Raw genomic sequence first — 12,676 nt, 5'->3', positions numbered from 1 at the left:
ACGATATGAAACGGGAACAAGGACTTTGGACGAAGATTGGCGTCAGAATTCCTCTGGTCTTATGGTCTCTGGCTGTACTGTACCCGATTTTCTGGATGATTCTCGGGGCTTTCAAATCGAATGCAGAGATCTATTCCAATCCCTGGGGGTTGCCTGAATCATTCAGTTTCGCCAACTTTTTCGATGCATGGTCCAACTACAATATTGATATAAGTGTGTTCAATAGCCTTATCGTCACCGGGCTTGGGGCTTTGTTAACCCTGGTGATGGCGATTCCGACCGCTTATGCGTTGGAACGACTCAGATTCAGGGGCAACCGCTTGCTGTTCACTTTATATATATCCGCAATGATGATTCCAATGGTACTGGGGTGGATTCCGTTGTTTTTCCTTTTGATGCAACTGAATCTGCTTGATAATATCTTCGGTCTGGCCATCGTCTATGCCGTGAGTCAGCTGCCGTTCAGCATTTTCGTATTGACCAGTTTCATGGCGACGATACCGAAATCACTCGAAGAAGCGGCTGCCATCGATGGAATGAGCCCGTACATGATTTTGTGGAAAGTGGTTACTCCTCTCTCCATGACGGGAATCATTACAGTTACTATCATGAATATGATACAGTTTTGGAATGAGTATTTTATGGCCCTGATCTTCCTTCAATCAGAGGAGAACTATACATTAGCGCTTGCCATCGATTACATCAGCAATGAAACCCAGTACACAAATTCCTGGGGTACATTGTTTGCGAGCCTTGTCATAGCGATTGTACCTGTGATCATTCTATACGCTATATTCCAGCGCAGGATTGTGAAGGGTATGACAGAAGGGGCAATCAAAGGATAGGTGACGAATATGAGACAATCCCTGACAGGCGGGATGGTGATGCTTTCCGAGATGAAAGAAAGCCTTCCCCCTTCCGAGAAAAAGATAGCGATATTTATTCTCGAACATCCTCACGAAGCGATACACTGCACGGCAGCTCAGCTCGGGGAATTGAGCCATACGAGTAGTGCTGCAGTGATGCGTTTATGCAAATCTCTCGGCCTTAAGGGTCTTCAGGAACTGAAGCTTCGGATTTCAGGAGACCTTCAGAAAGAGGCCACTTCCGCTTACAGGGATATTCAGCCCGGGGAAGAGACGGATGCAATCGTGGATAAAGTGACGAACAATAACATACAGGCGATCCGTGAAACGACGGAGCTCGTCGATTATGAAGGTCTTCAGAAAGCGGCGACAGCTTTGGCTGGAGCTGATCGTCTTCACTTTTTCGGAGTCGGTGCTTCCGGAATCATCGCTCAGGACGCGCAGCAGAAGTTTCTGCGCATGAATATTGCCACGTCTGCCTTTACGGATGTCCACAATGCCGTGATGAATATTGCTAATATCGATGAAAAGGACGTATTGATCGGTATCTCTTTTTCCGGAGAGACAAAAGAGACCTCTTTGGTCATGGAGGAAGCGAAAAAAAGAGGGGCAACGACCATAAGTATAACGCGTTATGGTCAAAATACGGTGGCTTCTTTTGCGGATATCCCGTTATATATTTCCGCTTCCCGTGAAATTCCCGCTCCGTTCCGAAGCGGTGCCACATCGTCCCGGATGGCTCAGTTACATATGATCGATCTTCTCTTTGTGAAAGTCGTTACTGCCCACTTTGATGAAGCATCCGGGTATTTCGAGCAGATCCAGGATATAATGAAACGACTGAAGTGATAGAGATACGAAAAGCACCTGACCTTCCGTTAAGAAGGTCAGGTGCTTTCTGTAGTTTCAGGATAGAAGAGCCTGAGGAACAGGCATATACTCATAGCCGAGATCACGAGCGACTGCTTCGTAAGTAAGGTGACCGTTTGCGGTATTCACACCTTCTTCGATGGCATGATTCCCTTTCACTGCCTGGTCGACGCCTTTATTGGCGATTTCTACAGCGTAAGGAATCGTTACGTTCGTGAGTCCGACCGTGGCTGTACGTGGGACGGCTCCCGGGATGTTCGCAACGGCATAATGAAGGACACCGTGTTTTTCGTAGATAGGGTCGTCGTGTGTCGTGACGTGGTCCACCGTTTCGAAGTTACCCCCCTGGTCGATCGCTACATCTACGATGACGGAACCTTCTTTCATCGCTTTCACCATATCTTCGGTAACGAGCTTCGGAGCCTTCGCCCCTGGGATGAGAACAGCTCCGACAACGAGATCGGCTTTCGCAACGGCGTTTGCGATATTCATCGGGTTCGACATGAGCGTCTGGATGTCTCCGCCGAACTGATCATCGAGCTCCCGCAGGCGATCCGGATTCAAATCAATGATCGTCACGTTAGCTCCGAGGCCGATAGCGATTTTGGCGGCATTCGTACCGACGACTCCGCCACCGATTACAACGACGTTGCCGCGCTCGACGCCCGGGATGCCTCCAAGCAATACCCCTTTGCCGCCATAGGCTTTTTCAAGATATTGAGCACCGATCTGTGTAGCCATGCGTCCGGCTACTTCACTCATTGGTGTAAGAAGAGGTAGCTTTCCGCGGGAAGTTACCGTCTCATAAGCGATGGCGGTAACTTTATTGTCGATGAGTGCCTGAGTCAGTTCCGGTTCTGCAGCCAGGTGAAGGTAAGTGAAGAGGACCAGCCCTTCTCTGAAGTACTCATACTCTGATTCAAGGGGCTCTTTCACCTTCATCACCATTTCGGATTTTCCCCATACTTCCGGAGCGTTTCCGATGATATCGGCTCCTGCCTCCGTATATTCTTCGTCGGTAAAACTCGAGCCGAGCCCTGCTCCTGTTTCTACAAGAACCGTGTGTCCGGAGTTCCGCAGGTGAACGACTCCTGACGGAGTAATGGCCACGCGGTTTTCATTGTTCTTGATCTCTTTAGGTATTCCGATGATCATAGAGGGTAACCACCTTTCTTCCATTTCGTATACCTTCAGTATACCCTGTGAAAACGCATAATCATTTAGGAATTGGATAAAAAATGAACTTGTCTATTTGTGTAATTACACAAATGGTTTCAGGTGTCGATCAGCAGGTCGATGAACAACTTCGTTTTCTCGTTCGCATCATTCAAGTCAGCCCCTGTGATGTCGCGGATTCTTTTCAGTCGGTACAGAAGCGTATTTGTGTGAATGTGCAAACTCTTGGCAGCCTGGTGAGAGTTGCTGTTGTGACTAAGAAAAGCGCGCAGGGTCTCAAGCATATGGCCATTATTTTTATGGTCATAAGTACGTATAGCCTGGATGGTTTCGTTTTGAAAGCCTTCCTTTTCATAGAGGCGGGCGATTTCATCCAGGAATTGATACACCCCAAGGTCCTGGAAATTATCTGTGTGCTTTAAAGGCTCCGGGTGCTGTGCTTTCATTTCCAATACTTTCAGCGCCTGCTGATAGCTAATATCGAGCTCCTTCGGCGTAGAGCATATTTTCCCGTAAACACCACGGACCTCTTCGAACCCGATCCGTTCTTTCAACTTCTTTGTGAAGTCCTCGATAAGTGTCTGAGTGAGAGTGGCGGTATCCGTTTCTTCCTTCGTTCTCGTAAGAAGGTATAAGTGGTTGTCATCAAACATCCTTCCGGCGATATTCGTCTGGTGGAGCGTTTCGGTCAAATAAGAGGCGTGACGCTTCACGGTTGGGGTGATAGCTTCTGTGAACTCGAAGATGACGACACACAGGTGCCCTTTCAAAGATAAATCGACCTGTCTTGCGCGTTTATCGATTTCCGTCTGGCTCGCGATGGCTCCATTGAAGAGCTGCCAGATGAATTCCTGGACGTTCTCTTCGTTTTTCCGCTTCCGGTCGCGCTGTTTGATCAGGTGTCTGGCTGCGATGCGGGATGCTTCCCTCAATTTCTCCAGCTGTTCTGTACTCACTTTCACTTCTTCCGTCTGAGCCCAGATGAACCCGAGCACTTCTTTGTTTTTCCATACGGAGATGGCGATCCGATTGCCGAGACCGATGGAGGGAATAGGGGAGACGAATACAGGTGAAGTGCTTTCGAAAAGTTCTCCCATGACTCCTTCTTTCCACAGTCCGTTTACGACGCGTTCCGGTACTTTCCGGCGCATAATCGTGGCTGTTCTGGCGTCATCCACGTTCGTTTCGTGTTTGCTGTAGGAAAGAATGCGATGATTGGCATCTTCAATGGTGACCGGACAGCCGAGCTCGTCCGCGATATAGTCGGCAAGTCCTTCCGGCGAGTCCGGTATTTCCTTTGTATGGTTCATAACATTACTCCTTACCGATATTCCGGGATTTCTTCTGGTCTCATTTTATCATGAGAAAGCGGGTAATGCTCTACTTTGTGAGGACAAGTTTTCTCATGGTGGAAGAGAAAAGGAACTGCTGATCGACCAGCCTTAGTCCGGCTTTTTGTATGTTCGTCATCGTTCTGCGATTGATGTTGGCTCCTACAATATGAAGGCCGACCGGATTCATGATATCCATCGCTTTTCCGATGAATCTGTTGTCACTTCGCATGTGTTCAAGCATCAGCACTTTTCCTTCCGGCTTCAAGACGCGCCTTATTTCTTTCAGTCCCTGGACAGGGTCCGGGACAGAACAGAATACACAGGTCGAGATGACGTAATCGAAGGTATCATCGGGGAAATCGAGATTCTCTGCGTTCATTTCTTCAAGGGTAATGGAAGTGTCTAAGGTCGCTGCTTTCTTTCTGGCTTTGTCGAGCATCTTTCCACTGAAGTCAATGCCGGTCACCTCTGCTTCAGAAGGATAGTAGGGGAGGTTCGCTCCTGTTCCGACTCCCACTTCGAGAACGGTCCCTTCCACGTTTTTGACGAGTTCCTCGCGCCATTTGTCTTTGATCATATGATCCATCATGTCGAAGACGCCGGAAATCCGGTCATACCGCTGCTTGATTTTGTCAGTCGTATTCATGACGATCCCCTTTCTGAAGGTTGCTATGACTAATTGTATCCCGTATAATTCATTGATATCAAATGAGTGTCAGATTATTTAGAAAGAAGGTAGAGATGATGGAGAGAATTTATAATTTTTCAGCGGGACCTTCCATGCTTCCCTTGCCTGTACTCGAACAGGCACAGAAAGAAATGACGAACTATAAGGGCTCGGGAATGTCCGTGATGGAGTTGAGTCACCGGTCTGGGTGGTTCAAGGAAATCATCGAAGGAGCAGAACAAGGACTTCGTGACCTGATGCAGATCCCGGATAACTATAAAGTTCTTTTCCTCCAGGGAGGAGCGAGTCAGCAATTCGCGATGGTGCCGATGAACCTTCTCGGGAGTAAGAAAAAGGTGGATTACGTAAACACCGGATCCTGGTCGAAGAAGGCGATGAAGGAAGCGGAACGGTTCGCGGACGTGAATGTCATTGCATCTTCAGAGGAGGAGAATTTTACATACATCCCTGAAGTGACGAAGGATATGATCGATCCGGAAGCGGCTTACGTCCACATTACGACGAACAATACGATTGAAGGGACGGCTTTCGGGACCATTCCGGATACTGGAGATGTACCGCTCGTCGCAGATATGTCCTCGAACATCCTGTCTGAGGAAATCGACGTATCGAAATTCGGTATCATCTATGCAGGAGCTCAGAAGAACATCGGACCAGCCGGGCTCACGGTCGTCATCATCCGTGAAGACCTGATCGGGCATGCAGGCGAAGATGTTCCTGCTATGCTTAATTACAAGACGCACAGTGATGCAGGATCCCTTTACAACACCCCGCCAAGTTTCGCGATTTACATGGCGAAGCTAGTGTTCGAATACATCCAGGGGCTTGGCGGACTGAAAGAGATGGAAAAACAGAACCGTGAGAAGGCTGCGTTGCTTTATGAAACGGTTGAAGCATCCGACTTGTTCACGTCCCCGGTTCGCGAGGATAGCCGCTCGATCATGAATGTTCCGTTTGTCAGTCCTTCAGCGGAAACGGATGCTGCGTTTCTCGAAGAAGCGAAGAAAAAGGGACTCGAGACGTTGAAGGGGCACCGTTCTGTCGGTGGCATGCGTGCGAGTATCTATAATGCGATGCCACGAGAGGGCGTCGAAGCCCTCGTCTCCTTTATGAAGGAGTTCGAACAAGAGCATAAATGATATTTTTCTGGAAAGAACCACGGACGCCGTGGTTCTTTTTTTACGTTTGCGGACTTGTCTGGGATTTTTGCGGACCTGCCCCGGGTTTGGCCAGCTATTTACGGACCTTCTCGCCGTTTCTGAGGACTTAGCAACCGTTTTTACGGACCCCACCCCTCATTTTTTAGTTGACGAAAAATAGTATAAGGTATAAACTATGTTTTGTTTACCCCATATACTAAAGAGGTGGAAATATGAACGAACGCACGGTGAAGCAAGTTTATGAATCTATTTACGATATTTATCTGCATGGATCGGAGCACGTCGCCCGGTCATTGAAAGAGGATAAGGAACTGCAATATTTTTCGAGGGAACAGACGCAGTTGATCAAGGTGATCGATACCTACCCGCGAACGACATTGAAAGAAATCGCCGAAATTCTCGGTGTTCATAAAACCGGTATTTCCAATAAGGTGAAGAAGTTGGTCGAAGGCGGATATCTCGAGTATCGTCAGGGTCCGGATCAGAAGAGTAAGTATGTCGAAGTGACGGAGAAAGGGCATGAAGTCGTTACGAAAATAGAAAGAATCAACGTGACGCGCTGGCGTGAATTGTTTGACGATCTATTTACGAATGAAGAAATGAAGGAATTGGACGAAAAGCTTCAACGTATACGAACACGATTCGAGGAAGAAGAGGATATCAAATGAAACAAGAGTGGAAAAAATTGATCAAAAACCCGAAAATACTGGTGATTCTATTCATCATCCAGTGTATTCCGATTATATACACCTCCGTATTCGTCGGTTCGATGTGGGACCCTTATGGCAATACGGAGGAACTGCCGGTCGCTGTCGTCAATAACGATGAAGCGGCGACATTCGGAGAGGAGACGGTTCAGGTAGGACAGGATACGGTGGACGAACTGAAGGAAAATGATAAATTCGACTGGCATTTCGTTTCTGAAAAGGAAGCGGAAGAAGGGCTTGAGAATGGGGATTATTTTCTCACGGTGACGATTCCGAAAACATTCTCAAGTCATGCCGTCACGGTTTTCGATGAGACTCCGGAAGAACCGCAGCTCACCTATAATACGAATCCCGGCTACAGTATGACCGGAGAGATCATTGCCGGACGTGGAAGTCGTCAGGTGACGGATGAAGTTTCACAAGAACTGCAGAGTGCCTATACGGATGTATGGTCGACCGCCATCACTGATATGCGCGACGGTTTGACCCGGAACGAAGAGAAACTTGCTACGATGGAAGACCGTCTGAAGGATCTCCAGGCAGCGAGTGAGGAATTGACTTCCGGTTTGCAGGCAGCGGCGCCTTCCGTTGCTTCAAAAGCGGGACAACTCAGCACTTCGATTTCCGAATTGAAAGAAGGGATACGCCAGTTGAAAGAAGCACAGGGAGACGCGCTTCAGGAAACCAGTGACTTGAACCTGGCGGAAGCGAATACGTCGACCTTCCTTGAACCGATTCAGATCAATGAAGAGTCGATGACGGAAGTGGAGAACTACGGATCAGGGTTCACGCCTTATATTTTAAGTATCAGTCTATTCATAGGAGCCATAGCTTTCCACGTTTTCTACAAGACGAATGACATGCTCGAAGCAGGTATGAAAGGCTGGACCGGTAAATTCAGTGTCGTTCTGTTCCAGGGAGTCATGCAGGCACTGATCGCCGCTTTCGTACTCGACTTCCTGATGCATGTGGAAGTAGGGAATACATGGATGTTCTATGGCATGACGGTAGCTACATCTCTGACGTTCATGATGGCTGTAACGCTATTCGTTTCAGCTTTTGGGAACATTGGAAGATTCCTGGCCGTCCTTTTGCTTGTACTGCAGATCGGTACGAGTGCAGGTACCTTCCCGATTGAGCTATCGGGTACGTTATTCCAGAAATTACATGAGTTCTCGCCGATGACTTACAGCATCAAAGGGTTAAGAGAAGCGATGTTCGACTTTACCGGAAGTGTGGCTCCGAGTGAGATCTTCCTTATTCTCGGAGGACTATCCGTTCTGCTTACGTTCCTGTGGTTCCTTGTCTTCCGACTGTTCCAGAAACGACCGGCTCTTTACGAAAAAATACAAAATGCAGCCTGACGTATAAAATTCTCGTCATTTTCCCTTTATGCGTGGTACGGTATGACAGGGAGGGATAGACAATGACAGAATGGGATCAAAGATTCAACGAAAATGAGTATATTTATGGAAAAGACGTGAATGAATTCATCAAAAATAATTATGACTATATCAAAGAAGGTGGTCATATTGCATGCTTCGCGGAAGGAGAAGGACGTAATGCCGTTTTCCTCGCGAAAGAAGGGCATCCGATCACCGCGTATGATCAGTCACAGGTAGGCATCGATAAAATGCAGCGTCTCGCTGAAGAGAACGGAGTGTTTGTAGAAGGACACTGTGTAGACTTGACGAAAGAACCTGTGCAGACTGAGACATTTGACGGCGCTGTGATGGTGTTCGGTCATGTTAATAAAGAAGACCAGCAGTTTCTGATGGAGAATATCCGTGATTCAGTGAAACCCGGGGGAACGATTTTGATCGAAGTGTACTCTGAAGATCAGATCGCCTATAAAACAGGGGGACCTCCTGTAACCGATGCAATGTATCGCCCGCAGGACATTCTCCACTGGTTCGACAACGATAAAATCCTCCATTTCTATTACGGAGAAGCCGATAGAGTGGAAGGCACGCGCCATACGGGTCTTGGTCACGTCATTCAAATCATAGCTGTGAAAGAGTCCGCCTGAGGAGGCAGGCTCTTTTTTTTGAAAAAAGAAATCTCGGTTTCGAGTTTTCGATTTAGGATAGGGGGTATGTATAGAGAAGAATAACTATTTCGGGAGGCATCTATGATTCAGTCAAAAAACAGAACGATGATCATGTTTTCGGCGGCAGGCATTCTTTTGACATTGCTTATTCATTATATTCACCGGGTAAGTCCGATGAATTGGGGACAGGAACTTCACGGAACGTATCAGCCTTACTTGTACATATCCATGATGATTCCTCTGTTTCTGTTGACTGTTTCTATATGGTTTTATAAACGGGATAAGGAGCATAAAGCACTGCCATGGCTGATGAGTATTCTTTTTACCAGCATCAGTCTGGGCATGATCGTGAACGGGGAAGGGATGGTCGTCTACCATTTCTCCATTTTTCTCGTCGTGGCTCTGCTCGCTTTCTATGACAGAGTGGAGATCATCAGTCTGATGACGGGGGTTTTTGCAGTTTTTCATATCGGAGCGATGTTCGTAGGTACGGAGTTTCTGTATGGAAGTAATTCGTATACATGGTTCATGTTCGGCCTGCATGCCGGTTACCTGGTCCTTACGAGCGCAGGAACGTCTTACCAAATTCATTTGAGAAATCGGCATGTAAAGGATCTGGAAAAAGAAAACCGGCAGAAAGAAAAAGAAATTGAAGCGATGTTCAGCCAGATGAGAACGGTGACAGAAGCGATAACCACGACCGCTACGAGTCTTAATCGAACCTCTCAGTCCAGCGAAAAGGCGCACAGCAACATCGGCCGTCTCCTGGAAGAGAGAAATGCAGGAGCGGCAGAGCAGGAGAAAAAAGCTGAAGAGAATGCGGGGAATCTTGCAGAAATCAAATCAGCTATCGAAGAGATCAATACAAGTATTGAAGCTATGGCAGAATCGACGGAAGATATGAATCAAACGGCATACTCTGCCAAAGACTCCCTCTCAGAGGTAAGCGAAGCTGTCGGGCAGACGAATGACAGTGTAAACGATATGCGTGAAGTAGTGGAGCAGTTGAATGGGCAATCGAAAGAAATCGGAATGATCGCCGAAGAGATTGCCTCCATCAGTGAAAGTACCAACCTGCTGGCATTGAACGCTTCTATCGAGGCTGCTCGTGCCGGGGAACACGGGAAAGGATTCAGTGTAGTCGCTCAGGAAGTAAGGAAACTATCCGATCAGTCCGAGACGGCGACGAAGAAAATCCTTTCGATTGTCAGAGAGATCGAAAGAAATATTTCTCATACGGATCAAAGTTCTGCAACGACGCTTCAATATATGACAGAAAGTCGGCACAAGCTCGAGCAGGCGGAAGCCTCTTTCGAAAATCTTTCAGCAAAATCTATGTATATAAAAGACAGGACGAATGACATCAGTGCCTCAAGCCAACAGCTGTTATCGAGTACCTTCATGCTCAGCGATGCGTTCGATGAACTTTTACATTTTGCCAAAGACGCAAAACATCAGAATGGAAAAGTGATGACAGCCTCGGATGAACAGTATACGATGGTGACCGACATGCGAGACCGGATGAGTTCGTTAACGGAACTCGTGGAAGAACTTCAAGTGGCCATGGGAGAAAAAGAAGATTCCGGTCGTCCGAAATTGAAAGCGATAAAAGACCACCAGGTTGCGTAACACGCAGTCTGATGGTCTTTTTGCTTTTTATTTCGTGGCAGTGGAGTACGTTTTATAGCCGCCGCTTAAGTTGATGGCACGGAATCCGTTGTTCTTCAGAATTCTTGTCGCCAGGTACCCTCTCAATCCGACCTGGCAATGCACGTGGATCGGTTTGTTCTTCGGGAGGTCCTCCAGACGGTTTCTCAGTGCTCCAAGAGGAATGTTTATGGCACCAACGATATTCCCGGATTCGAACTCTTCAGGCTCCCGGACATCGATCAGGGTGCCACCTTCACGTACGATGTCATCAATTTCATGATGATGGACGATTTCCGCTTCTCCTTCTATGATATTCAGAGCAGCATAACCAGCGACATTGACCGGGTCTTTGGCTGAAGAATAAGGAGGGGCGTAGGACAGTTCAAGATCTGGGAGATCTTCTACGGTCAATTTTCCTTTGATTGCCGTAGCGATGACATCAATCCGTTTCTCGACTCCTTTTCGCCCGACAGCCTGAGCTCCGAAAATTTGTCCGGTTTCCGGATCGAACAATAATTTCAGTGCAATAGCCGCACCACCCGGGTAGTAAGTCGCGTTTGATGCCGGGTGAACATGAACGGCTTCATAATTCACACCGAGGCGACGAAGGGTCTTCTCATTATTGCCTGTAGAGGCGACGGTAAGATCGAATATTTTCGCTACTGCCGTTCCGAGAGTACCGTTATAAGAGACATTCTTGCCATGGATATGATCAGCAACGAGGCGTCCCTGTCGATTGGCCGGCCATGCCAGTGGAACCATGGTCGGAGTGTTCTGGATATAATCTTTCACTTCTACCGCATCTCCAAGAGCATAAATGGACGCGTCACTCGTCTTCAAATGTTCATCAACGACGATGCCTCCCCGTTCTCCAAGGGTCAATCCTGCATCTTTCGCGAGTTCACTTTCCGGACGAACGCCGATGGACATGATCGTCATATCACTGACAAGTTCTTTTCCGCTGTTCAGTTTCACTTTTTTGCCGCGATCCAGGAACGCATCCACCCCGTCCTGCAAGATCAGTTCTACGCCATTATTCTGAAGCTCTTCATGAAGGTAACCGGCCATTTCCCGGTCTACAGGGGCCATGACCTGATCGGAAAGCTCGACCAGCTGGACATGGATCCCACGCTCCGCAAGGTTCTCCGCCATCTCAAGACCGATGAAGCCTCCTCCGATGACGACGGCATGATGTGGTTTTCTCTCATCCACCCATGCTTTGATCTGATCCGTATCCGGAATGTTCCTTAACGTAAATACATTTTCCGCTTCCTCCAGACCTTCAAATGGAGGAACTATCGGCCGTGCTCCCGGAGAAAGGATAGCGTAGTCATAGCTTTCTTCATACGTTTCTCCGGTCTCGACTTTCGTCACAGTGATCGTTTTCTTCTCCCGATCAATGGAAGTGGCTTCGCTCAAATTGCGGATATCGAGGTTGAATTTTTTGCTCATGCCTTCTACGGTCTGTACGAGCAGGGCGTCCCGGTTCGTGATGACGCCACCGATGTAGTAAGGAAGTCCACAGTTGGCAAAAGAAATATATTCCCCTTTCTCAAGTACGACGATTTCATCTTCTTCATTCATACGACGCAGACGGGCAGCAGCCGTAGCTCCTCCGGCAACGCCGCCGACGATTACGATTTTTTTACTCATTGGGTCCACTCCTTTGGTATCGATCAATAATTTGTTATTGTGAATTTTTTCACAATTAACTTATGTCTCTAGTATATAAGGAGAGGAAGAAGAAATCAATATACCTACAGGGGTATATTGTGACGATAATGTGTCCTACTTCAGGAGCCTTGTGCTAAAAAAATAACCATTATCCTCCGGGGAGAGGGTAATGGTTAAAATCTACTGGTTTGTCCTGTCAATGCTGATCGGGGAAATCAGCCTGAATGACAGGCTTGTCTGAAATGTCATACGTGGTTTCTTTCGCACTTACCATACTTGCTGAACCGAATACTAGCAGCGTGGACACAACAAGAGCAATGAGCTTTTTGGACACGTATGGTATCACCTCTTTTACAAGTGATTATAGTACGGTATAGTGAATATAGGAAATCACATAGAAGGAAGTGAGAGGGCTTCCGTTTCTTTCAGAGAGAATTTTTCAACCGATTCTTTATTATTTTATTAAAAATATGCATTTTTGCATAAATGAAAGGGAGGGTT

The 12,676-nt window shown here is 47.4% G+C and carries 12 protein-coding genes; 7 read left to right on the top strand and 5 right to left on the bottom strand.

Going from position 1 to position 12,676, the window contains the following annotated elements:
- Nucleotides 1-5 precede the first annotated feature (5 nt).
- Nucleotides 6-845 (top strand): carbohydrate ABC transporter permease, encoded by an 840-nt coding sequence (locus BLQ44_RS08115; protein WP_093193396.1) that lies wholly within the window; start codon nt 6-8, stop codon nt 843-845.
- Between the two features lie 9 nt (nt 846-854).
- Nucleotides 855-1,715, top strand: a complete 861-nt coding sequence (locus BLQ44_RS08110; RefSeq protein ID WP_093193395.1) for a MurR/RpiR family transcriptional regulator — start codon at nt 855-857, stop codon at nt 1,713-1,715.
- Between the two features lie 57 nt (nt 1,716-1,772).
- On the opposite strand, the gene ald is transcribed toward BLQ44_RS08110, so the two are convergent.
- The 3 genes from ald to BLQ44_RS08095 form a co-directional block, all read right to left on the bottom strand.
- Entirely contained in the window at nt 1,773-2,891 is a 1,119-nt protein-coding gene (ald, locus tag BLQ44_RS08105; protein WP_093193394.1) for an alanine dehydrogenase, read from the bottom strand.
- A gap of 119 nt (nt 2,892-3,010) precedes the next feature.
- Nucleotides 3,011-4,222: a PucR family transcriptional regulator gene (locus BLQ44_RS08100; RefSeq protein ID WP_093193393.1), complete on the bottom strand. Its 1,212-nt coding sequence runs from the start codon at nt 4,220-4,222 to the stop codon at nt 3,011-3,013.
- A gap of 70 nt (nt 4,223-4,292) precedes the next feature.
- The gene (locus tag BLQ44_RS08095) at nt 4,293-4,892 is read right to left on the bottom strand and encodes a class I SAM-dependent methyltransferase (protein ID WP_093193392.1); all 600 of its coding nucleotides are present in this window, start codon (nt 4,890-4,892) and stop codon (nt 4,293-4,295) included.
- Between the two features lie 98 nt (nt 4,893-4,990).
- On the opposite strand from BLQ44_RS08095, the gene serC reads away from it, so the two are divergent.
- From serC to BLQ44_RS08070, 5 genes are all read left to right on the top strand, one after another.
- Nucleotides 4,991-6,073 carry a 3-phosphoserine/phosphohydroxythreonine transaminase gene (serC, locus tag BLQ44_RS08090; RefSeq protein ID WP_093193391.1) on the top strand — a complete coding sequence of 361 codons (1,083 nt, stop codon included), beginning with the start codon at nt 4,991-4,993 and terminating at the stop codon, nt 6,071-6,073.
- Nucleotides 6,074-6,306: 233 nt separating this feature from the next.
- Nucleotides 6,307-6,762, top strand: a complete 456-nt coding sequence (locus BLQ44_RS08085; RefSeq protein ID WP_093193390.1) for a MarR family winged helix-turn-helix transcriptional regulator — start codon at nt 6,307-6,309, stop codon at nt 6,760-6,762.
- Nucleotides 6,759-8,165: a YhgE/Pip domain-containing protein gene (locus tag BLQ44_RS08080; protein ID WP_093193389.1), complete on the top strand. Its 1,407-nt coding sequence runs from the start codon at nt 6,759-6,761 to the stop codon at nt 8,163-8,165. The genes BLQ44_RS08085 and BLQ44_RS08080 overlap by 4 nt, the downstream gene beginning before the upstream one ends.
- Before the next feature lie 62 nt (nt 8,166-8,227).
- On the top strand, nt 8,228-8,830 hold the full coding sequence (locus BLQ44_RS08075; RefSeq protein WP_093193388.1) for a class I SAM-dependent methyltransferase: 603 nt from the start codon (nt 8,228-8,230) through the stop codon (nt 8,828-8,830).
- 102 nt (nt 8,831-8,932) lie between these two features.
- On the top strand, nt 8,933-10,480 hold the full coding sequence (locus BLQ44_RS08070) for a methyl-accepting chemotaxis protein (RefSeq protein ID WP_093193387.1): 1,548 nt from the start codon (nt 8,933-8,935) through the stop codon (nt 10,478-10,480).
- Between the two features lie 27 nt (nt 10,481-10,507).
- On the opposite strand, the gene BLQ44_RS08065 is transcribed toward BLQ44_RS08070, so the two are convergent.
- Together BLQ44_RS08065 and BLQ44_RS16540 are read right to left on the bottom strand one after the other, a co-directional pair.
- Nucleotides 10,508-12,154 (bottom strand): CoA-disulfide reductase, encoded by a 1,647-nt coding sequence (locus tag BLQ44_RS08065; protein ID WP_093193386.1) that lies wholly within the window; start codon nt 12,152-12,154, stop codon nt 10,508-10,510.
- Between the two features lie 217 nt (nt 12,155-12,371).
- Nucleotides 12,372-12,509, bottom strand: coding sequence for a hypothetical protein (locus BLQ44_RS16540; RefSeq protein WP_176757471.1), 138 nt, complete (start codon nt 12,507-12,509; stop codon nt 12,372-12,374).
- Between the last annotated feature and the right edge of the window lie 167 nt (nt 12,510-12,676).

Origin of the sequence: Salimicrobium halophilum, from assembly GCF_900100295.1 — a bacterium.
Classification (GTDB): Bacteria; Bacillota; Bacilli; order Bacillales; family Halobacillaceae; genus Salimicrobium; species Salimicrobium halophilum.
This window is presented reverse-complemented; position numbering and strand designations above follow the sequence as displayed.